This is a genomic window from Vicinamibacterales bacterium, from assembly GCA_041659285.1.
Taxonomy (GTDB): Bacteria; Acidobacteriota; Vicinamibacteria; order Vicinamibacterales; family UBA2999; genus 12-FULL-67-14b.
The window spans coordinates 43,828-65,952 of record JBAZYO010000004.1 but is presented as its reverse complement, the minus strand read 5'-3'; the positions used below and the strand labels follow the sequence as shown (position 1 = coordinate 65,952).

19 protein-coding genes are annotated in these 22,125 nt (G+C 67.3%); 15 read left to right on the top strand and 4 right to left on the bottom strand.

Going from position 1 to position 22,125, the window contains the following annotated elements:
• Positions 1 to 12 precede the first annotated feature (12 nt).
• A complete protein-coding gene (locus WC815_07415; GenBank protein ID MFA5908587.1) occupies positions 13 to 1,755 on the bottom strand; it encodes a S8 family peptidase in 1,743 nt (580 codons plus the stop codon).
• Positions 1,756 to 1,815: 60 nt separating this feature from the next.
• On the bottom strand, positions 1,816 to 1,968 hold the full coding sequence (locus WC815_07410) for a helix-turn-helix domain-containing protein (protein MFA5908586.1): 153 nt from the start codon (positions 1,966 to 1,968) through the stop codon (positions 1,816 to 1,818).
• Between the two features lie 375 nt (positions 1,969 to 2,343).
• On the opposite strand from WC815_07410, the gene WC815_07405 reads away from it, so the two are divergent.
• From WC815_07405 to mtgA, 8 genes are all read left to right on the top strand, one after another.
• Positions 2,344 to 4,068: an ABC transporter substrate-binding protein gene (locus WC815_07405; protein MFA5908585.1), complete on the top strand. Its 1,725-nt coding sequence runs from the start codon at positions 2,344 to 2,346 to the stop codon at positions 4,066 to 4,068.
• Positions 4,069 to 4,074: 6 nt separating this feature from the next.
• Complete coding sequence (locus tag WC815_07400) at positions 4,075 to 5,043, top strand: ABC transporter permease (protein ID MFA5908584.1); 969 nt, start codon at positions 4,075 to 4,077, stop codon at positions 5,041 to 5,043.
• Positions 5,040 to 5,966 (top strand): ABC transporter permease, encoded by a 927-nt coding sequence (locus tag WC815_07395; protein ID MFA5908583.1) that lies wholly within the window; start codon positions 5,040 to 5,042, stop codon positions 5,964 to 5,966. Before WC815_07400 ends, WC815_07395 begins: the two co-directional genes overlap by 4 nt.
• A gap of 185 nt (positions 5,967 to 6,151) precedes the next feature.
• A complete protein-coding gene (locus WC815_07390) occupies positions 6,152 to 6,355 on the top strand; it encodes a hypothetical protein (GenBank protein ID MFA5908582.1) in 204 nt (67 codons plus the stop codon).
• A gap of 31 nt (positions 6,356 to 6,386) precedes the next feature.
• The gene (locus WC815_07385) at positions 6,387 to 7,295 is read left to right on the top strand and encodes a dihydrodipicolinate synthase family protein (GenBank protein ID MFA5908581.1); all 909 of its coding nucleotides are present in this window, start codon (positions 6,387 to 6,389) and stop codon (positions 7,293 to 7,295) included.
• 161 nt (positions 7,296 to 7,456) lie between these two features.
• Positions 7,457 to 8,926 (top strand): M48 family metalloprotease, encoded by a 1,470-nt coding sequence (locus WC815_07380; protein ID MFA5908580.1) that lies wholly within the window; start codon positions 7,457 to 7,459, stop codon positions 8,924 to 8,926.
• Positions 8,927 to 9,044: 118 nt separating this feature from the next.
• On the top strand, positions 9,045 to 9,491 hold the full coding sequence (locus WC815_07375) for a hypothetical protein (protein MFA5908579.1): 447 nt from the start codon (positions 9,045 to 9,047) through the stop codon (positions 9,489 to 9,491).
• Positions 9,492 to 9,555: 64 nt separating this feature from the next.
• On the top strand, positions 9,556 to 10,422 hold the full coding sequence (mtgA, locus tag WC815_07370; GenBank protein MFA5908578.1) for a monofunctional biosynthetic peptidoglycan transglycosylase: 867 nt from the start codon (positions 9,556 to 9,558) through the stop codon (positions 10,420 to 10,422).
• A gap of 12 nt (positions 10,423 to 10,434) precedes the next feature.
• Here mtgA and WC815_07365 read toward each other — a convergent pair whose 3' ends face one another.
• Positions 10,435 to 11,085 carry a C40 family peptidase gene (locus WC815_07365; protein MFA5908577.1) on the bottom strand — a complete coding sequence of 217 codons (651 nt, stop codon included), beginning with the start codon at positions 11,083 to 11,085 and terminating at the stop codon, positions 10,435 to 10,437.
• Positions 11,086 to 11,155: 70 nt separating this feature from the next.
• Between WC815_07365 and WC815_07360 the strand changes: the two genes are divergently transcribed.
• From WC815_07360 to lpxC, 7 genes are all read left to right on the top strand, one after another.
• A complete protein-coding gene (locus WC815_07360) occupies positions 11,156 to 11,689 on the top strand; it encodes an HNH endonuclease (protein ID MFA5908576.1) in 534 nt (177 codons plus the stop codon).
• A 2-nt stretch (positions 11,690 to 11,691) separates the two neighbouring features.
• Complete coding sequence (locus WC815_07355) at positions 11,692 to 12,711, top strand: IPT/TIG domain-containing protein (GenBank protein MFA5908575.1); 1,020 nt, start codon at positions 11,692 to 11,694, stop codon at positions 12,709 to 12,711.
• Positions 12,708 to 13,070 (top strand): hypothetical protein, encoded by a 363-nt coding sequence (locus WC815_07350; GenBank protein MFA5908574.1) that lies wholly within the window; start codon positions 12,708 to 12,710, stop codon positions 13,068 to 13,070. The genes WC815_07355 and WC815_07350 overlap by 4 nt, the downstream gene beginning before the upstream one ends.
• Positions 13,067 to 13,933: a rhodanese-like domain-containing protein gene (locus WC815_07345; protein MFA5908573.1), complete on the top strand. Its 867-nt coding sequence runs from the start codon at positions 13,067 to 13,069 to the stop codon at positions 13,931 to 13,933. The genes WC815_07350 and WC815_07345 overlap by 4 nt, the downstream gene beginning before the upstream one ends.
• A gap of 45 nt (positions 13,934 to 13,978) precedes the next feature.
• Complete coding sequence (locus WC815_07340) at positions 13,979 to 15,460, top strand: amino acid permease (protein MFA5908572.1); 1,482 nt, start codon at positions 13,979 to 13,981, stop codon at positions 15,458 to 15,460.
• A gap of 71 nt (positions 15,461 to 15,531) precedes the next feature.
• On the top strand, positions 15,532 to 18,462 hold the full coding sequence (uvrA, locus tag WC815_07335; protein ID MFA5908571.1) for an excinuclease ABC subunit UvrA: 2,931 nt from the start codon (positions 15,532 to 15,534) through the stop codon (positions 18,460 to 18,462).
• A gap of 211 nt (positions 18,463 to 18,673) precedes the next feature.
• Positions 18,674 to 19,579, top strand: coding sequence for a UDP-3-O-acyl-N-acetylglucosamine deacetylase (gene lpxC, locus WC815_07330; protein ID MFA5908570.1), 906 nt, complete (start codon positions 18,674 to 18,676; stop codon positions 19,577 to 19,579).
• A 358-nt stretch (positions 19,580 to 19,937) separates the two neighbouring features.
• Here the strand turns inward: lpxC and WC815_07325 are convergent, their stop codons facing one another.
• The gene (locus WC815_07325; GenBank protein MFA5908569.1) at positions 19,938 to 22,121 is read right to left on the bottom strand and encodes a carbohydrate binding family 9 domain-containing protein; all 2,184 of its coding nucleotides are present in this window, start codon (positions 22,119 to 22,121) and stop codon (positions 19,938 to 19,940) included.
• Positions 22,122 to 22,125 lie beyond the last annotated feature (4 nt).

Below are 22,125 nucleotides of genomic sequence, written 5' to 3'. Positions count from 1 at the left end.
GGCGACAGCAAACTAGTCACCCCAGACAATCACGTCGCCCCAGTCGATTACATCACCCCACACAATTACTTCGGCGACGGAGTCTCCCCACACGATCACGTCCTCCAGCGAGTCGCCCCACACGATGACATCTTGCGAGGTCGTCGCATCGCCCCAGACGATGACATCTTGGGCGGCTGTGGAGTCCCCCCACACAATTACGTCGTTCGTTGAATCGCCCCAGACGATGACGTCATTCGCATTCGTCGAATCACCCCAGACGATCACATCACCCCATACAATGACGTCGCCCCAAACAATGACGTCACCCCAAACGATGACTTGAGCGGACGTGCCGTTAGCGCTCGGTACGGTCATCGAGAAGCCTGTTTCGGCCTGGTCCTTCGGCGTGAGGTTGGGGATTTGAACGAGGTCTTCTAAGTCCAGACTCCCCGCGCCGCTTGCCAGCAACCCCGCCGCCGGCATGAAATCCGCACTCGCCTGCAGTGCCAGCTTCACCTGCAACGGCGTCAGGTCTCCGCGCCCATCCAGCAGCAACGCCACCGCGCCAGACACCACCGCGGCCGACATGCTCGTGCCGCTCATCGAGAAGTAATCGCGCGAGCCGGGGCCGTCGATCAGGCGCTCCGGAAACTGCCGCATCAGCGTCGCCCCAGGCGCCGCCGTGGACACGATCTTCGAGCCCGGCGCCACCAGGTCCGGCTTGACGATGTGATCGACCAGCGTCGGGCCCTTCGAGCTCCATGGCGCCACCTCGTCGTCACCCGGATCCACCGTGCCCTGCGTGCGGATGGCGCCCACGGTGATCGCATAGGGCGAAATGCCGGGGGACGTGATGCTGCCGTAGATCTGCTGGTTCTGGTCGTTGGTGCCGTAGTTGCCCGCCGACGCCACCACCACCAGGCCGGCCTTCACGGCCCGCTCAACCGCCTGGCATATGGGGTCGTCCTTGTAGCTCTGCGTCGGCGCCGCGCCGAGCGAGAGGTTGATCACGCGGATGCCGTACGACTTGCGGTACTTGACGGCCCAGTCGATGGCCTCGATCACGTCGCTGGCCTGGCCGCTGCCGTCAGCGCCCAGCACCTTCAGGTCGATCAGGTGCGCCGCCGGCGCCATGCCGCTCTCCGCGCCCGTCACCGCGTTCCTGAACGACCGCGCCGCGACGATGCCGGCGATGTGGGTGCCGTGGCCGTACTGATCCCCGCCCTTGCCCCGCCGGCTGGTGAAGTCCACGCTCGCGACCACCCGATCCCTCAACGCCGGATGATCGGCAATGCCGCTGTCGATGATGGCCACGCCAATGCCGCGCCCGTTGACCGCGCCCAACGTGGCAATGGCTCCCGCCCACGCCGCGTCGGCGCCGGTGGACTGGGTGGTGACCGCCATGTGGGAGTGGACGACCGGATCGCCCGAGAGGGCGTCTACTTCGGCGTCGTTCGAGAGCGCGTCAACGGCGGCCTTCGACGCCGTCAGCACGGCGCCCGAGGTGAGGACCTTCTTCACCACCAGGCCATGACGCTTCACGAGGCGATCGATGCGTTCCTGCGAGCCCGAGACGATGATGTCGACCGGCGCCGGCGAACCGGAGTTGAGGTGCGCGACGAGATCGGTCGAGAGCCGCGCCCGCCGTTCGCTCGCCATGGCCGACGTGGCACCGGCGAGGAACAGGAGCGCGGCCGCTAGAACAGCGGTGGAGCCGTACCACGTAGACCGGATTCCGCCTTGGCGGCGCCGGCCATTCCGATGCAGGTCCATCAGGGACTCCAGGGTGTGTCGTGCGGTTAAGTACAAAATGTTCGGTGAACGGGCGGGACGCTAGTGCGTCCCGCGCATTTCCTCGACCGAGTCCATCAGCACGCGCTGGGATCCCCCAAGCGTGCGAATGGTACGGAGCCGTCCATCCCGGATGCGGTAGTAAACGGTCCGGCGGGAGACACTCAGCAACTGAGCGGCCTGTTCGATGCTCACGCTTCGACCGACCTGAGGCTGAAATTCCGGTTCGCTGTAAGTCAGCGGTTGAACGTCCATTTGCAGTGCTCCTCCGGTCAGGGACATCGCACGGGCGGTGCCAGATTTCCCGGCGCGGCGCCGCGTTCCTGCTAAGTGATTGCATCGGCAGGGTTTGGTGTTCTACGATGCGGTCGGTCGGCCCGGGCAGCGAACCGGGATCGACGGCCAAAAGGTTGCCCCGGTCGAGGCGGCCGGCTCAACCAGACGCCGATCTGCACGCAAAGCGAACGAAATGCGGATTCAGTGCACCGGCAAAACCGGCCAATTTATTGGCCGACTGGACAAGAAGTGAACCGACAACCGCGGGCATTGCTGAGCGTTCTGCTGTTGGGCTTGATCGCCTTCACCGGGTGGCGGTGGTGGTCCGGCCAGCAGAAACCTGCCGGCGAAGGCATGGAAATTGTCTTCTCCGACGTCAGCACGCGCGGCGGCGTCCTTACCTCGTCGCTGCGCAGCGAACCGCGCACCTTCAACCGGTGGGTAGACCGCAACTTCCCGCCGGACCTCATCTCGCAGCTCACGCAGGGCAAGCTGATCCGCGTCAACCGCAGCACGCAGGAACTGGAGCCGGCGCTGGCGGAGACGTGGACCGCCTCACCCGATAACCGGACCTTCACCCTGACTCTGCGCGAAGCCGCGTGGTCCGACGGCACCCCGTTCACCTCCGCCGACGTCGTCTTTACCTTCAAGGCCATCTACGATCCGAAGGTCAACAGCATCCTGGCCAGCTCGCTCGAGGTGGACGGCAAACCGCTCACGGTCACCGCGCCCGATGCGCGAACCGTCGTGATCGCCTTTCCAGGACCCTTCGGCCCGGGCATCGCGATGCTCGACAACCTCACCCTCGCGCCCAAGCACAAGCTGGAGGCCGCGCTGGCCGCCGGCACCTTCGCGCAGGCCTGGGGCGTGGCCACCCCGGTGAACGAGCTGGTGTCGCTCGGCCCGTTCGTGCTGTCGCGCTACGAGCCGGGGCAGCGGCTGATTTTCGATCGCAATCCGCGCTACTGGAAGAAGGACACCGCCGGCACCCAGCTGCCATACGTGGACCAAATCGTGCTCGAGGTCGTGCCCGATCAGAACGCCGAGCTCGTGCGCCTGCAGGCCGGGCAGATCGACATGCTGCAGCAGCAGGTGCGGCCCGAAGACATCGCCACGCTCCGGCCGCTGGTGGATCAGGGCAAGCTGCAGCTGCTGGAACTGGGTGTCGGCACCGACCCCGACCTGTTCTTCTTCAACCTGCGGCCCCAGCGGTGGGCCAAGGACCCGCGCGGCAGCTGGATTACGCGGCGCGAGTTCCGGCAGGCGATTTCGCACGCGGTGGACCGCGAGGCCTTCGCGAACACCGTGTTTCTTGGCGCGGGTGTGCCGATCTGGGGACCGATCACACCCGGCAACCAGAAGTGGTTCTCGCCCAACGTCCCGCGCTATCCCTTCTCGATCGATCGCGCGAAGGAGCTGCTCGCCGGTATCGGCCTCACCAACCGCGACGCCGACGAATGGCTGGAAGACGAGAAGGGGACCGAAGCCCGCTTCACCCTCCTGACCTATCGCGGCAACTCGTCGCTCGAGCGGTCCGCCGCGGTGCTGCGCGAAGATCTCCGCCCCCTCGGCATTGCCGTGGACGTGGTCGCCCTCGAGCAGGGGGCGCTCGTCGAGCGCATGATCAAGGGTGACTTTGAGTCGATCTTCTTCTTCTTCTCGGCGACCAGTTTCGATCCCGCGATGTCGGCGGATTTCTGGCTGAGTTCCGGATCCGCGCACATCTGGAACATCGGGCAGGCGACGCCGGCCACCGAGTGGGAGAAGCAAATCGACGACCTGACGCACCAGGTGATGTCGAGCGTGGACCAGGCGGAACGCAAGCGGCTCTTCGACCAGGTCCAGAAGATCTTCGCGGAGAACCTACCCGCGATCTACTTCGTGGCGCCGCGCATGTACATCGGCGTCAGCGCCCGCGTCGGCTCGCTGTCGCCCACCATCCTGCGCCCGCAGTTGTTGTGGGCCGCCGACACCATCACCGTGCGCACCCCGGTACCAACAGGGCAGGGAGGGCGGTAACGCCGCATGGGACGCTATCTCCTGAGGCGTCTCGGCTTCGCCCTGCTCCTGGTCCTCGTCGTTTCGTCGGCGTCACTGCTGCTCACGCACCTCGCCCCCGGCGACATCACCTCGGATCAAGCCCTCGCCCTCGACCCGGCCGCGCTCGCCAGGCTGCGGGCCGAACTGGGCTTGGATCGGCCGCTCGCCGTCCAATACCTGTCGTGGCTGGGCGGCGTCGTCCGCCTTGATTTCGGCCGCTCCCTCCTCTACGCGCGCCCCGTCAGCACGCTGATCAGCGAGCGCGCGCTCAATACCGCGGTGCTCGCGATTGCCGCTCTCATGCTGGCCACCGCGATTGGCCTGCCGCTGGGAGTGTATTCAGGCAGCCGCTCGCGGGGTGCCGGCCGCTCGGTGGTGCGCGTGCTGTCGATCCTGGCGCTCTCGGTCCCGCCCCTGATCGGCTCGCTGGCGCTGGTGTTCCTCGCGGCGCGGACCGGATGGCTGCCCGTCGGCGGCATGACCTCGGCCGCCGGTATCAATCTCAGCTGGGCCCAGTGGCTCGCCGACCTGGCGCGGCACATTCCGATTCCGGCGCTCGCCCTGGCGCTGCCGCTGGCGGCCACGCTCGAGCGATTGCAGTCGCAGGCCATCGAGAAGGCCACGCGCGAGCCCTTCGTGGCGGCCAGCCGGGCCCGCGGCCTCACGCAGGCGCAGGCCGTGGTGAGGCACGCCTGGCCGGTGTCCCTGCGATCCGTGCTCGGACTTTACGGCGTCATGATCGGCACCCTGTTCAGCGGTTCGTTCGTCGTCGAAGTGGTCACCTCGTGGCCCGGCCTTGGCCGATTGATGTACGACGCGCTCAAGGCGCGTGACCTGTATCTGGTAGCCGGCTGCGCCGCGAGCGGCGCGTTCTTCCTGGCCGCCGGCACCTGGATCGCCGACGTGCTGCTCGCGCTCGCCGATCCGCGGGTGCGCTCGCAGGAGGCGCCATGAGCCGGCGCGCGGGGATGTTCGTGCTGGTGCTCGCGGCGCTGTCGCTGCTCGCGCCGCTGCTCGCGCCGTACGATGCGGGCCGCGGCTTCCGCGACTTCCTGCACGCGCCGCCGATGCGTCCGCGGTTCCAGGGGCTTCACGCGCCGGTCGTGCATCCGCTCGTGCTCGCCGATCGCCTCGAGCAGCGCTTCGAGGCCGACACCACGCGCACCGTGCCGCTGCCGTGGTTCGCCGGTACGGACGACGCGCCGGTCTTTCTGCTCGGCGCCGACAACTTCGGCCGCGATGTGCTGTCGCGCCTGCTCTACGGGGCGCGCACGTCCGTCGGCCTGGCGCTGGTCGCCACGCTCGGCGCCGTCCTCATCGGCGCCCTGGCCGGGGCCTGGGCCGGACTTTGCGGCGGCTGGGTTGACGACGCGGTCATGCGCACGGCCGACTTCGTGTTGATCCTGCCGGTGATCTACGTGGTGCTCGTCTTGCGATCGGTGCTGCCACTCGTGCTGCCGGCGTCCACCGTCTTCCTGCTCGTGGCCTGGATCTTCGTGGTGGTCGGCTGGCCCTTCGTCGCGAAGGGCGTGCGCGCCATCGTCGCGGCCGAGCGCGATCGCGAGTACGTGCAGGCGGCGCGGTCGCTCGGCGCCGGCTCGGGTCGCATCCTGGTGCATCACCTCATCCCGGCCTGTTCCGGGCATCTCGTCGTCCAGGCCACCTTGCTGCTGCCGGGATTCATCCTCGCGGAAGCGACCCTCTCGTTTGTGGGCCTCGGCTTTCCCGATCCCGTCGCGAGCTGGGGCACCATGCTCGCGGAAGCGGGTAACTACAACGCGGTGGCAAGATTTCCGTGGACGCTTGCACCAGCGGTGGCAATTTTTGCCATCGTCTTGGTCACCAATCTGATCGCCTCTCCGAACGACCGAAAATGACAGTTGACCATGCCCCGCGACGATGGCATCGTCGTCTTGCGGTCAGGCGGTCGTCGGCAGTATGGAGCACATCGTGATCCGTCGATTCAATCGGCGTGGCACTTCGCGAGCGACTCGGAGAGGAAGCCTCACACGACCTGTTCGAGTGTCTCGGTCAACAGGGTGAGGCCTGGAGGAAAGACGTCATGACAGCGTGCACTGAACGTCTGGATGTGCGGCTCGAGCGCTTCGCCCTGCGCGAGGATCTCATCAAGGGGTTTTCCGAGATCCGCGATGAGATGGCGGCGCTGCGAGTTGAACTGTTGCGCTGGTCGTTCGCGTTCTGGATTGGGCAGGTCGCCGCCACCGCCGCGTTGATGGCACTGCTGATCCGCCTCCTGACCCCCTGAACGCGGGCCGTCCGCTGATAGAATTCAGCGGATGAACCCATTTGCCGGCGTCTACACGCCACTCGCCACTCCCTTCGCCGCGGATGGCTCGCTCGACGAGCGCGGCCTGAAGGCCAATGTCGAACGCTACCTGCGTTCGCCGCTGACCGGCCTGGTCGTGCTCGGCTCGAACGGCGAGGCGCCGCAGCTGGACGATGCGGAGGCTGATCGCGCCATTGCGGTGGTGCGTGAGTCCATGCCCAAGGGCCGTCCACTCCTCGCCGGCACCGGGCGCGAATCGACGCAGGCGACGGTGGCCGCCACCAGGCGCGCCGCCGGCCTGGGCGTGGACGCCGTGCTCGTGCGCACACCCGCGTTCTACAAAGGCCAGATGACCACGGACGCGTTTGTCCGCCACTACACGCAGGTGGCCGATCAGTCGCCCGTGCCGGTGTTGCTCTACAACGTCACCATCTACACCGGCGTCAACCTGCTGCCCGACGCGATTGCCGCGCTCAGCGCCCATCCGAACATTGCCGGGGTCAAAGAGACCAACAGCGACATGGTGCAGTTTGGCGAGTATCTCGCCCGCGCCAAGCAGGGCTTCACCGTGCTCGCCGGTTCCGGCGCGACCTACTACTCGGCCCTCGCGCTGGGCGCGCATGGCGCCATTCTCGCGGTTGGCGGCGTCGCCCCCGCGCTGTGCATGGACCTGTTCAAGGCCGCGTCTGATGGCCGCTTCGCCGAGGCGCGCGCGTTGCAGCGAAAGCTCGCGCCGCTCGCGCGGCTCGTCGGCACGGCCCATGGCGTGCCTGGACTCAAGGCGGCGCTCGACCTGCTCGGCTACGCCGGCGGTCCGCCGCGGCCGCCGCTGCAGCCGGTCGGCCAGGCTGCCATTGACGCCATTCGCGAGCAACTCGTCGCGCTCAACCTGCTGGAGGCCGCCCCTGGTTCCCGATAACGCACGTATCCTCCTCGATCCCGGACCGGCTCTGATGGGCACCAGTTCGTCACCAGAACTGGTCGATCTGCTGCTGAAGGCGCTCGGGGAGGCCCTGGCCTCGCCGGATGTCCGCAAAGCGTGACGTCCGGCTCTGGTACAGGGGTTGCAGTCGCCTGGGCATGAGAAAAGGGACCTGCTTCCTTTTTACGGTTCTCGTCGCCGTCACGGCGGCGTGCGCCACCAACCCGGTGTCGGGCAAGCGCCAGATGTCCCTTCTCAGCGAAGCCGAGGAGCTGGCGATTGGGCAGCAGCAAGACGTCGAGATTCGCCGCGAAATGGGGGTCTATGACGACCCCGCCCTCCAGGCGTATGTGACGGAAATCGGCCAGGACCTGGCGCGCGCCTCCCATCGCCCGAACCTGCCCTGGTCGTTCACGATTGTCGACAACCCCGCCATCAACGCGTTTGCGCTGCCGGGCGGTTACGTCTACATCACGCGCGGCATCCTCTCGTACCTGGATGACGAGTCGGAACTGGCCGGCGTGCTTGGCCACGAGATTGGCCACGTCACGGCGCGGCACGCGGCGCAGGCCTACACGCGGCAGGCGCAAGCCAACCTGGGCCTCACCATCCTCAGCATCTTCGTGCCGGGCACGCGGCCGTTCACCGATCTGGGCGCCACGGGCCTTGGGGTGTTGTTCCTCAAGCACGGGCGCGATGCGGAAATCGAAGCCGACCGCCTCGGCGTGGAATACGGTTCGGCCGCCGGCTGGGACCCGTCCGGCGTGCCGCGCTTCCTCGCCACGCTCGCGCGCGTCGATGCGCTCACCGAAGACGGCGTGCCCAACTGGCTGTCCACGCACCCCGATCCGGGTTCGCGTGTCGGCAAGGCCGAACCGGTCGCGGGCCAGTTCGTCTCGCCGACCGCCACCAAGAGGAACCGCGACGAGTATCTTGATCGCATCGCCGGGCTCGTCGTCGGCGACAACCCCAAGGACGGCATCGTTCGCGGCAACGTCTTTCTGCATCCGCTGCTGCGCCTCGGACTCGATTTCCCGGAAGGCTGGGGCGTGATCAATTCGCCCGAGGCGGTGATGGCGCGCGAGCCGGGCACCGAACACTACATGGTGTTGCAGGAAGTGGAGCAGCCGCGCCTCCTTCGCCAGGGCTCCGGAGGCCAGGGCGGCCGAACGATCGGTGACGCCGCGGTGGCCGCCATGCGCGCCGCCGGGTATTCCGTGGTGGACGGCCGCATGGAGACGCTCAACGGCCATGACGCCCACGTCGGCCTGTATCGCGGCACGGCCAAGGGCGCGGGCAAGGTCCTGATGCGCGCCGCGCACATTGCGGTGGGGCGGCAGCTGTACGTGGTGGCGGGCTTCGCGCCGGAAGCCGAGTTCGCCCTCGTCGATCGCGAGGTCACCCCGTCGATCCAGACCTTCCGCGGCCTCACCGCCGCCGAGGCTTCCCGCGTGCGTCCCAACAAGGTGGACTTCTACGTGGTGCGCCAGGGCGACTCGTGGCAGTCGATCGCGGTGCGGCAGGGCAAGAACATCGTCAACGCCGCGACGCTGGCAATCATGAACGACCATGAGGTCAACGTTCAGCCGCAGCCCGGCGATCGCATCAAGCTCGTGGTCGAGGGGTAGTCACCACGCCGCGTAAGTAATTTCCCTTTGCGTAAAGGCGAGTCCCTGTAACTCGTTGAGCCGCCGTGTCGCACCCACGGTACGCCGCTTGCCTGTCAGGCAAGTGGAGGAACACCGTATGCGACACTCGTTTACCCCGGCGACCGCCCTGGCGATCCTCGGCGCGCTGGCACTCTGGAACTGCGGCGGAGGTGGCAGCTCATCGGCGGCTTCGCCGACTTCGCCGAGCCCGACGGCATCCGCTCCGGGCGCGGCAACCGTGAACGTCGCCATCATCGCCTCGGCCGGCAACTCGGCGTTTCAGCCCAATCCGGTGCGAGCCAGTTCGGGAGATACCGTGATCTTCAGGAACAACGATGGGCTGCTGCATCACCTGGTCATGGATGACGGCTCCGCGGACCTCGGTGACATCGCGCCGGGCGCCGCCTCGCGCGGCTTCACGCTTCGCAGCGCCGCCGCGGCGAACTTCCACTGCACGCTGCATTCGTCAATGGTGGGCAGCATCAACGGCGCATCGGCCCCAAATCCGCCGGAGTGCCTCGATCCGTACGGATACGGCTGCTAGCTGATTCCCTGCCCTCTGTTCAACGCCGAGCGCCGTCGGCGTACCCGCCCCGTATAATCGCCTGATGCCAGCGGCTCGGGCGCGGAAGTCAATCTGGAAGCGAATCCTGAACACCGTCGTCACTGTTGGCGCCATCGGCTTCGCCTACGTCGCCTACGTCTACCTGACCCTGCCCGACGTCCGCTGGCTCGCTGACACCAATCCCACGACCACGGCATTCATGGAGTTGCGGATCCGCGAGGCGGCGGACGCCGGTCGCAAGTTCCAGATCCGGCACCGCTGGGTTCCCTACAATCAGATCTCCGCCAACCTGCGGCGCGCGGTGATTGTGACCGAAGACGCGGCGTTCTACGATCACGACGGCATCGACCTGACCGAGCTCAAGGCCTCCCTCGAGAAGAACTGGGAGGAAGGGCAGTTCCTGCGCGGCGGCAGCACCATCACGCAGCAGCTGGCCAAGAACCTCTACCTGTCGCCGTCGCGCAACCCGATGCGCAAGGTGAAGGAGCTGTTGATCGCGCGCCGGCTCGAAGCCGCGCTGAGCAAGCGGCGCATCTTCGAGATCTACCTGAACATGATCGAGTGGGGCGACGGCATCTTCGGATGCGAGGCGGCATCGCGCGCGTATTTCGGCGGGCCCTGCGCGTCGTTGAGCATGGAGCACGCGGCGCTGCTGGCCGGCGCCATCATCAACCCGCGCGAGCACAGTCCCGCCAAGCCGACGCGACGGCTGCTTCGCCGACAGCAGATCATCTTGAGAAGGATGGGGATCAAGGACACGCCGCCGGCCGCGCCGGCGGTGGAGATGCCCACGCCCGCGCCGGTGGACCAGACCCCGCCCGAACCGCCGCCGCCGGTGCCGCAACCGTTTCCCATTCCGCCCGGGAATGGCAGCCCCCTGAGTCTCCAAAGGGCGGATTTCGCGGCCTGACCCCAATCATCCCTAGTTGACACGCTTGGCGCCGACGTAGCGGCTGGCCCAGTACTGGACGCTCAGGTTTTCCACGCGCACCACGCCGCGCTCGCTCGGGGCATGGATGAACTGATCGCCGCCGATCATGATGCCGACGTGCGAGGCGCCCGGGGCCACGGTGCTGAAGAACACGAGGTCGCCCGCCTCCAGCCGGCTGCGGTCCACGCTTTTGCCGACCCTGAACTGCTCCCTGACCTCGCGCGGCATCGGCACGCCGTGCTGCTCGTAGACATAGCGCACGAAGCCGCTGCAGTCGAAGCCGTTGGGGTCGATGCCGCCGTTGCGATACGGTGCGCCGCGCAGCGCCAGCGCGGTGCTCGACAGCGCGTAGCCATCCGCCGTCCCCCCCGCGGGCAGGGCGCCCTTGGCGGTGGAGCCGGGCGCCGCGGGACGACCCGTCGGCGGTGGCACCACGCCGGGCGGGATGGCGGCCTCGGCCGGCGCGGGGACGGCCACGGTGCCGCCACCGCCGGGAACCGGGAACGGGCGCGGTGTATAGACCATGCCGCCGGAGCTGGCGCAGCCGGTCACGACGACCGCCAGGGCGCCCGCGACAATCAACCTCGCTTGTCCGCCGTAGCCTTGGCGCAGGCGGAAGCGCAAAGCGCGAAGGTGGGCCATCGATCACAGCTTATCGGCCGGTGTGCCGAATTGTGTAGTCCCCCGTGATTCGTGGCACAATGGCCCGAGAATGGAGCAGACGCTCCTCCTCAACGCGACCTACGAGCCGCTGAAAGTCGTCAACTGGCAGAAGGCGGTGACGTTGTGGTGTCAGGGCAAGGTCGAGATCATTGCGCATCACGACCGCGAAGTCCGCGCGGTGACGTTCGCCTTCAAACTCCCCTCCGTCATCCGGTTGTTGCGCTACGTGCGGATCAAGAAGCGCTTCGACTACGTGCCGTTCTCGCGCGCCAATATCTACGCGCGCGATGAGTGCACCTGCCAGTACTGCGCGGAAGTATTCCCGACACCAGACCTCACGTTCGATCACGTGCTACCGGTGTCGCAGGGCGGCCGCAAGGATTGGGAGAACATCGTCACCTGCTGCGTCACGTGCAACCGGCGCAAGGGCGGGCGGACGCCGGAAGAGGCGCGGATGCGGCTGGTGCGCCCGCCGCGGCGGCCGATGTCGGCGCCGGCCATCCGGATCACAATCGGGCGGCGCAGTGCTCCCGAAAGCTGGCGGGACTACCTGTACTGGAACCTCGAACTGGACGACACCTAACCTTGCCTCACCTTACTAGCCTGGAGCCGGTCCGCGTCGTCGAAGGCGGCCGGCTCTGGCTGCGCGGCGACGGTTTTCCACTACCCGAGTCGACCGCCGATCTCGTGACCATGGGCGGCCAGCCGGCGCGCCTGGCGTTTGCGTCGTCGGATCGGCTCGCCGTGATTGTCCCGGCCGGTCTTGATGGCGGCGAGATGCCGGTGAAGGTGGCCTGCATTCCGGGCGCCACCTTGTATGCGCGCGTCGGCGCGTTGCTGGCCACCGGGCTCCACCAGGTGGACAACCCGGTGTTTGGTCCCGATGGCTCCCTCTACGTCACTTACAGCGGTTCTCGCGGACAGGAGGCTGCGGTCTCGATCTTCCGGATCCCGGCCACCGGCGGCGCGCGCGAGCCTTTCGTCCACGGTCTCGTCAACCCGACCTCGATGGCGATGGGCCCGGATGGACGCCTCTACGTGTCGAGCCGTTTCGAGGGCCGCGTCTATCGCGTGTTCGAGGACGGGCAGTACGAGGTGATGGCGTCCGACCTCGGGGTGGCGTGCGGCCTGGCGTTCGACGCTGAGGGCACGCTCTATGTCGGCGATCGGGGCGGCACCATCTTCCGCATTCACCCGAGCGGCCGCACTGAGGTGTTTGCGAGCGTGCCGCCAAGCATGGCGGCCTTTCACCTCGCGATGTCGCCGGACGGCCATCTCTACGTGTCGGCGCCGACGCTGGCGACCTACGACTCGGTGCGCCGCATCAGCCCGAACGGCGCCGTGGAAACGGTGGCGGCGCGGTTCGGCCGGCCCCAGGGCCTCGCCTTCGATGCCGCGGGCACGCTGCACGTCGTTGAAGCACTCGCCGGCGCGAGCGGGGTCTATGCGATGCGCCCAGGCGCGCCGCCCGAGCTGGTGGTGGCCGGCGCCGGGCTCGTCGGGCTCGCGTTCGGTGCGCGCGGCCAACTGGTGGTCGCCTCGAACGAATCCATCTACTCGTTTCCCGCCGATGTGGCGTCCGGCTCCCGGACCTCGATCGCATGACGGTGCTGATCGTGGGGTTGGTCGGCCTGGCCGGCCTGTGCCTGGGACTGCGCACGACGTCGCTGGTGCTCCATCCGCTGGCGCATCCCTACGACCGCCTCGCGCTGTCGATTCTGGCCGGTGCGTTGTGGGTGGCCGTCGTGCTCGAGGTGTCCGACAGCTATCGCATCTTCGATTTCGGCCTGGGGCTGCTGCTGTCGCTGTCGCCGGCCGGACTGTTCGACGTCACCAAGTGGTGGTTCCGCTCGCGCGATCGCCGTTCGCCGTGGCTGGTCGGCGCGGCGGCGTCGCTGTGGGTGGTCACGTTGCGCTGGCTGTTCCTGGCGTCGGTCTTCGCCGCCGTCATCATTGCGTCGTGAGCGAACTCCGTACCATCAGTCACGATGAGGCACGGGCCCTGCTCGCCACGGGCGGCGCCATCGCCCTGGATGTCAGGTCTCCGGGCGAGTACGAGCAGCTCGGCCACATCCCGGGCGCGTGGCTGATCCCGGTTGACCTGATCGCGTCGGCGCCCGCGGTGCTGCCCGGCGATGGACGGCCGTTGCTCGTGTATTGCGAGCACGGCGTCAGGAGTGTCGCGGCGTCGCGGCTGCTGCTGGAAGCCGGCGTTGGTGGGGTGCTCAACCTGGCCGGCGGTCTCGCCGCATGGTCCGGGCCGCGCGACTTTGGCCCCGGCGCGTTGCGCGGACCGTCTCCCTGGCTGATCGACAACGCCGATCTGTTACCGCGTGGCGGCAAGGTTCTGGACGTGGCGTGTGGCCGCGGCCGGCACGCGCTGCTGCTTGCGAGTGCGGGCTTCGAGGTTACCGCGATTGACCGGGATGCCGAGGCGGTCGCCTTTCTGCGCGCCACCGCCCAACGCCTCCGCCTCACGCTCACCGCGGGTATCGTCGATCTCGAGACCGATCCGCCGCCCGATCTGTCGCGGGATGCCTACGATGCCGTCTTCGTCTTCAACTACCTGCATCGGCCGTTGATGCCGGCGCTGCTGGCGGCGGTCAAGCCCGGCGGCCGGCTGTTTTACGAGACGTTCACGACCCGGCAGGCCGAGGTCGGGCATCCGAAGAACCCGGCGTTCCTGCTCGAAGCCGGGGAACTGCCGAAGCTGGTCGCGCCGTTCGCGGTGCTGCGCTCGCGCGAAGGCGAAGCGGATGGGCGCTTCGTCGCCTCGGTGGTGGCGGAGCGGCCCGCGTCATCTGATGACGTGGCGTCTCCCGCGTAGACGTTCCGCGCCGGCCTGCGTTCCTGCACTAGAATGCAGGCGCGTATGAATCAACTCTTCCAGCGAAAGCCGATTGCGGCGCTCGTGATCGACGACTCGGACCCGCGCGCGCTGAAGCGTGTGCTCGGCGCCGGCGATCTCGTGATGCTGGCCATCGGCGCGGTGATCGGCGCCGGCATTTTCGGCGCCATCGGCACCGCCGCGGCCGGGCAGGTGGCGCCCGACGGCACGGTGATCCGCTATGGGGCGGGTCCCGCCCTCATCTTCTCGTTCATCCTGCTGGGCGGCGCCTGCGCCCTGGCGGCGCTCTGCTACGCGGAACTCGCGGCGATGATCCCGCAGGCCGGCAGCGCCTACGCCTACTCGTACGCGACGCTCGGCGAGCTGGTGGCCTGGATCATCGGCTGGGACCTCATGCTCGAATACGCCGTCGGCAACGTCGCCGTGGCGATCTCGTGGGGCGACTACTTCAACACGCTGGTGCGCGGCGTCGGCGTCGATCTGCCGGCGTGGCTGACCACCGGCTACCGCACCGCGCTCCTCAGTTCGAACCCCGACGTCAGCGGCCTGCTCACCACGGCGCCGCACCTGCTCGGCATCCCGATCCTGGTCAACCTGCCGGCCTTCGGCATCGTGATGCTGATCACGTGGCTGCTGCTGCGCGGCGCCCGCGAGAGCGCGTCCGCCAACACGGTGATGGTGATCATCAAGCTGGCCGTGCTCGCGCTGTTCGTCGTCGTCGGCCTCGGCAACATCAACCCCGCCAACTACACCCCGTTCGCGCCCAACGGGTTCACCGGCATCCATCAAGGCGCGGCCATCGTGTTCTTCGCCTACATCGGCTTCGACGCCATCTCGACCGCGGCCGAAGAAACCAGGAACCCGCAACGCAACCTGCCGATCGGCATCCTCGGCGGATTGGCGGTGTGCACGCTCATCTACGTCGTGATCGGCGCGGTGATCACGGGCATGGTGCCCTACACCGAACTGGGCGTGGCCGATCCGCTGGCCCGCGCCCTCGAACTCATCGGCTACCAGAAGGTCGGCGTGATCGTGGCGTTTGGCGCCGCGGTGTCGATGTCGGCGGTCCTGCTGGTGTTCCAGTACGGGCAGCCCCGCATCTTCTTCGCCATGGCGCGCGACGGCCTGCTGCCCGAGTGGGTGGCGCGCATCGATCCCAGGACGCGGATTCCGTACACCGCGACGCTGTTCACCGGCATCCTCGTGGCGGTGGCTTCGGCGATCGGTGATGCGGCCGAGACCTACGACCTCACCAACATCGGGACGCTGTTCGCATTTGCGCTGGTCTGCGCCGGCGTCCTGGTGCTCCGCGTCAAGGAGCCCGAGCGTCACCGGCCGTTCAAGGTGCCCTTCGTGTGGGTTATCGCCCCGCTGGGTGTCGTCGCCTGCCTGTTCATCATGGTCGGCCTGCCCTATCAGGCCTGGGAACGGTTCGGCCTCTGGCTGGCCGTCGGCCTGGTGCTGTACGTCGTTTACGGCTTCAAACACAGCAAACTGCGAAACTAACCACGGAGGACACTGAGCCTGGTCTCTGTGCCTCTGTGGCCTGTACGTATTAGAATTGGGGATTGGGGTCCATGCCGTGGGCCCCGCAGTACCTCATGCCGCACGATTGGATAGCTGTCCGGGGCGCGCGCGTCCATAACCTCAAGGACATCGACGTCGACATTCCGCGCAACAAGCTCGTGGTCATCACGGGCTTGTCGGGCTCGGGGAAGTCCTCGCTCGCCTTCGACACGCTCTACGCCGAGGGCCAGCGGCGTTACGTCGAATCGTTGTCGGCCTACGCCCGGCAGTTCCTCGAGCAGATGGAGAAGCCCGACGTCGATCTGATCGACGGCCTGTCGCCCGCCATCTCGATCGAGCAGAAGACCACCGGCTCCAATCCGCGTTCCACCGTCGGCACGGTCACCGAGATCTACGACTACCTGCGGCTGCTGTTCGCCAACATCGGCGTGCCGCACTGTCCGAACTGCGGCCGCGCCATCGCCTCCCAGTCGCTCGAGCGCATCGTTGACCTGGTGATGACCAATCCGCAGGACACCCGCATCAACGTGATGGCGCCGATCGTCCGCGGCCGCAAGGGCGAGTTCAAGAAGGAACTGCTGGCGCTGCGCACGCGCGGCTTCACCAAGGCCCGCGTCGACGGCCACACCCGCTCGCTCGAAGAAGACATCAAGCTGGACCGCCGCCGCAATCACAACATCGACATTGTCATCGACCGCCTGATCGTCCGCAGCGGCATCGAGCGCCGCCTCGCCGAATCGGTCGAGGTCGCGCTCACCATGGCCGACGATGTCGTGGTGATCAACTCGCTGGATGGCGGGGACCGGCTGTTCTCGCGCAAGCTGGCGTGCGTGGTGTGCGGCATCAGCGTGCCGGAGATGTCGCCGCGCGCGTTCTCGTTCAACTCGCCGCACGGCGCCTGCCAGTCGTGCCAGGGGCTGGGCGCGACCTGGGACTTCGACCCGAACCGCATTGTCCCCGACGAGTCGCTGTCGCTGGCCGGCGGCGCCATTGCGCCGTGGGGCCGCGGCGACGGCAAGCTGGTGTCGGAGGCGGTGGCGTCAATCTCCGCGTATTACGGCATCGATCCGCAGGTGCCCTTCGGCAAGCTCCCGAAGAAGCATCGCGACCTCATCCTCCTCGGTCCGGATGGCAAGGCGCCAGGAGGGCGGGACTCAAGTCCCGCCGAACCATCCGCAAAGACCGCAAAGAAGACGGCCAAGAAGAAGCTGGTCACGCCCGAACCGTTCGGCCGCGACTTCGAGGGCGTGATCCCGAATCTGCGCCGGCGGTTCGAGGAGGGTTCGTGGGCCGTCCAGGAAGAGCTCGACCCGTACCGGGCGCTGCGTGAATGCCCGGTGTGCCTGGGTAACCGGCTCCGCTCCGAAAGCCTGGTCGTCACGCTCAAGGACAAGACCATTGCCGACTACGTCAACCTGCCGATTTCATCCGCGCTCGCGGTATTCGAGGGCCTCGAGCTGCAGGACCGGGAGGCGATGATCGCCACGCGCATCCTGAAGGAAATTCGCGACCGGCTGCGCTTCCTCAACGACGTCGGCGTCGGCTACCTCACGCTGGCGCGCTCGGCGGCAACGTTGTCGGGCGGCGAGGGCCAGCGCATCCGGCTGGCGACGCAGATCGGCTCGAACCTCACCGGCGTGCTCTACGTGCTGGACGAACCGTCGATCGGCCTGCACCAGCGCGACAACCGCAAGTTGCTGGCCACGCTGGGGCGCTTGCGCGACCTTGGCAACACCGTGGTGGTGGTGGAGCACGACGAAGAGACCATTCGCACCGCGGATTACGTGGTGGACCTCGGCCCCGGCGCCGGTGACCTCGGCGGCCAGGTGATCTTCCAGGGCACGCCGGCCGACCTGATCGCCAACGCCGGGCCCCACGCCCGGCAGCCGGGCGTGGGTGGTAACGGCAACGGGTCGCTGACCGGCGCCTATCTCGCCGGACACCACTCCGTGGCGACGCCGGCGGCCCGCCGGAAAGAGGCGAAGGGCGAAATCGTGATTCGCGGCGCCCGCGCCAACAACCTCAAGTCGGTGGACGTGAAGATCCCGCTCGGGCGCCTGGTCGCGGTTACCGGCGTCAGCGGCTCCGGCAAGAGCACGCTGGTCAACGACATCCTCTACAAGGCGCTGGCCCGTGAGTTCTATCGCGCCGCCGACGAACCCGGCGCGCACGACAAGATCGAAGGCATCAACCTGATCGATAAGGTGATCGAAATCGATCAGTCGCCGATCGGGCGCACGCCGCGGTCGAATCCGGCGACCTACACCAGCCTGTTCACGTTCATCCGCGAGCTGTTCGCGATGGTGCCCGAGGCGCGCACCCGCGGCTTCAAGCCGGGGCGCTTCTCGTTCAACGTCAAGGGCGGGCGGTGCGAGGCGTGCCAGGGCGACGGTGTGATCGCCATCGAAATGCACTTCCTGCCCAACGTCTACGTGACGTGCGAGCAGTGCAAGGGCCGCCGCTACAACCGCGAGACGCTGGAGATCAAGTACCGCGGCAAGTCGATTGCCGACGTCCTCGACCTCACCGTCGATCAGGCGCTGCCGCTGCTCGAGAACTTCCCGCCGCTGGCCGTCAAGCTGCGCACGCTGCAGAGCGTGGGCCTGGGCTACATCACGCTGGGGCAGTCGGCGACCACGTTGAGCGGCGGCGAGGCGCAGCGCGTCAAGCTGTCGCGCGAACTGTCGAAGCGCGGCACCGGCCGCACGCTCTACATCCTGGACGAGCCGACCACCGGCCTGCACTTCGAGGATGTGCGGAAGCTGCTCGACGTGCTGATGCGCCTCGTCGATCAGGGCAACACCATCGTCGTGATCGAGCACAACCTGGATGTCATCAAGTCGGCGGACTGGCTGATCGATTTGGGGCCTGAGGGCGGCGAGGGCGGCGGCCGGGTCGTGGCGCAGGGCACGCCGGAGCAGGTGGCGAAGTCCAAAGCCTCGGCGACGGGCCAGTTTCTGGCCGCAATGTTAGAGGCTTGAGCCTGCTCCGCCAAAGCCCGAAGGGCGAAGGCGAGGCAAAATAGCCACACTTCGGGGGTTTGCCGCTGTGGCTCCGGAAACACAGCCGTAAGAAGCGCCCGAGTGTGAAAATCTGTGTAAACGTTGCAGGCAATGGGCTTAGTCAATTTATGCCTGGGGGCCAATCGTAGGCATCGACTTTGCTTCTGTTGGGAGCGGAACCGTAGATTAAATGGACGCACAACGGACGATCAAACGGCAGATTTCATGCGCTGGCATCGGGCTTCACTCCGGCCAGAAGGTCACCTTGACCCTGAAGCCCGCGGCTGCGGACACCGGCATCCGGTTCCGCCGCACGGATCTGGGCGTCGAAATCGCCGCTTCGGTTTCTGAGGTTTCCAGCGTGCAGCACGCGACCGTGCTGGGCAAGGCCGGCGCCACCGTCGAAACGGTCGAGCACCTGCTGGCGGCGCTGGTTTCGGCCGGCATCGACAACATCATCGTCGAGCTCAACCACAAAGAAGTGCCGATCATGGACGGCAGCAGCGCGCCGTTCCTGTATCTGTTGCAGGAAGCGGGCGTCAAGACGCTGGGCCCGTCGCGCAAGTACCTCAAAATCCTCAAGCCGGTGCAGATTGCGAGCGGCGACAAGCGCATTGCCATCTACCCGTCGGATCACTTCAAGGTCAGCTATACCATCAGCTTCGACCATCCGCTGCTGCGGCACCAGTCGCGCACGGAGCGCATTACCGAAAGCAGCTTCGCCGACAACATCGCCGCGGCGCGCACGTTCGGCTTCCTGAAGGAAGTGGAATGGCTGCGCCAGAACGGCCTGGCCCTCGGCGGCTCACTCGAGAACGCCATCGTCATCGGCGACACCGGCGTGCTGAACGCCCTGCGCTTCGAAGACGAGTTCGTTCGCCACAAGATCCTGGACGTCGTCGGTGACCTGGCGCTCGTCGGATATCCGATCGTCGGTCACGTCGTCGCCCATCGCGCCGGCCACGCGCTGCACACGCAGCTCGCGGCCGAGATTCTCAACGATCAAGAGGCGTGGTGCCTGGTCGAGGCGCCCGCCGCTGTGCCCGAAGGGGCATTCGATGCCGTGGGTGTGCCGGGAGCGGTGCGCGCTCACTAGTTCGTCCAATCGCTCAACCTCCAACGTGAACGCAACTAGGCCGCGGGCGCCCGCGGCCTTTTTTTGTACCGCGCGGCTGCCCGGCAGGGTGCCGCGGTTTGCGTGCAACCTGCGCCGCGGTCCGGTCAGAAGGCGTCGAAGTCTGCTAGCGTGTCCCAGCCAACGCGATCGTCGCCCCCTGCTACGTGGAGGACCGCCCATGATGAAGCTGACTGCATCCGCCCTCGTCCTGCTCGTCCCATCGGCGGTCAACGCCCTGCGGGCGTGCCGGTACTGAGCGTCTCTCTCCAACCTCCACGTGCACGCTTCAGGCCGCGGGCGACCGCGGCCTCTTTTTTGGTGCGCTCGAGTGTCGTGGCTAGAAGCGCTTGGTATACACGGCCTTGGCGGCGCCCCGGCGATCGAGCGTCATGAAGCGGGATGAGGGATCCGTCGAGTCCAGCCAGTTGTGGGTGTAGACGACGAAGATGTCGTTGCCGGGCGTCACGATCCAGCGGAAGCGCGACTGCCAGCCGAGCACGCGGCTCACCGAGTCGAACTGCACGTTGTTCACGAGGTACATGAACGGGCTGAACTGCGTGTCGCCGACGAAGCGGTACAGGCGGGTCTTGAAACTCCCCTCCGCCAGATCGACCGCGTTCCATTCATAGGAGAGGTTGAGCGTGACGCCGGACCGCGGACGCACGCCCAGGCCGATGGCGGCCTCGGTACGCCTGCCGGACAGGAAGTTGCCCCACTCCACGCGCGGCTGCAGCGCCAGCATCCGCTTGTTGGCGGTCTGGCCCGAGATCCGGAATCGGGTGAACGAGTACTCCGCCCCGGCCGGCAGGGTGACGCCCGTTGAGATCCCGAAATCCTCTTCGAGACGCTCGTAGGTGGGTACCACGCTCACCTCGGCGTTGTCGCCGCTGTGGAGCTCGACGCGCATGGCGGTGAGGTCCACCTCGCGCGTCACCAGGTGGTTGCGCGTGTCGGTGTAGATGTCGGCGTCGCCGCCGAACGAGAGGCGGCGGATCCAGCGGTTGTCGGTGGGCCGCGGGCCCCATCGGAACTCCGGCTGGTAGCGGCGATAGTCGCGCCGCGGCAGGAAGCCGACCTCCGGGCTTACGTTCTTCTGCACTTCCTGGAACGCGAAGCTGGTGTCCCACACGTCGTTGGGGTAATCGAGGCGCAGGCCGTACGAGAGGTTGTCGCCGATGCCCAGCGATGGAGTCGTGACGGCGAAGAACCCGCTCGCCTCGAGGTTCTTGCTGCCGCGGAAAGACGATGTCGCCAGGCGGAAGTCGAGGCCGGCGGTGGTGCGGGTCGCCACGGCCGACTGGTCGCGGGTCGAGCGCCCCGTGTAGAGGGCGCCGATGAACGACTGGCGGAGGATGCGGCGGCGCACGCGGGCCACCAGGAAGTCCTCGCCGAGCGCGCCCTTGTCTTCGCCGGTGCGTACGTAGAGCGCGCCGACGTCGAAACGCCCAGCCTGGCCGGTCAGCTTGGTGCCGCCCAGGATGCGCTGCGGCTGACCGTTGGTCAGGCCGATGCGCCGCGAGAAGAACGCCGGCACATGGAAGTCAAAGAAGGTCGCGCCGTCGAGGAAGAAGCCGCGTTTTTCCGGGAAGAACAACGGAAACCGGGTCAGGTTGACACGCCGTGTATCAACCTCTGTTTCCGCGAAGTCGGTGTTGATGGTGGCCACGGCCCGCAGGCTCGGGGTCAGGTTGTAGGTGATCTCGCCGCCGACGTCGGCCGTGCCGTTGCGCTCGATCGCGGGCGTCCGGCCCGGCGCATCACCGATGGCGCCGGCGAGATACGGCTTGAACTCGAGGCCGCGCCCCTGCGTGACGTCGGTCAGGCCGACCAGCAGCCCCGCGTTCGACATCCGCCGCAGGCCCTGGTTGCGCTGGTGGCCGGTCCACACCGTCTCTTCGTTCTTGCGGCGGACGGTGCGCTGGAAGTTGACGCCCCAGGCCGGGGCGTTGGGGTCGAAGGCCAGCGTCCGGAACGGGATGTCGATCTCGATCGTCCAGCCGATGTCGCTGCGGCGGACCCGCGCGTTCCACACGCCATCCCATTCGCGGCTCTGGCTGCCGCCGGGGCCCATCAGCGAATCGGCCATCAACCCCGACGGGTTCATCTCGAAGAAATAGCCCGTCTGCTGGTTGAGGAACGTGTCCATCGTCCACATGAAGCGGTCGTCGGCGCTGAGGAACTCGTCGCGCTTGCGCGTGTTGCCCTTCAGCTTGTCCGGTTCCGAGTCGTAGCAGACGACGCCGATGTAGAGGTGGTCGCGGTTGAAGACGACGCGGATGTCGGTGGGCTCGGTGGGCGTGCCGCCGAGCACCGGGTCCTGCATGATGAACTCGCCCGCGGTGGTGGCGCGCTTCCAGGCGCCCTCGTCGAGAATGCCGTCCAGCGTCACCCGCTCGTCGTCGCGGAGGCGCTCGGCGGTGAGCACCCGCCGTCCCGACGTCAGGATGTCGCTGGTCTGAGCGTACAGCGGGGAGACCGGCCACGAGGCGGCCAGCACGGCAAGCAGGACGAGGTGACGCATCGCC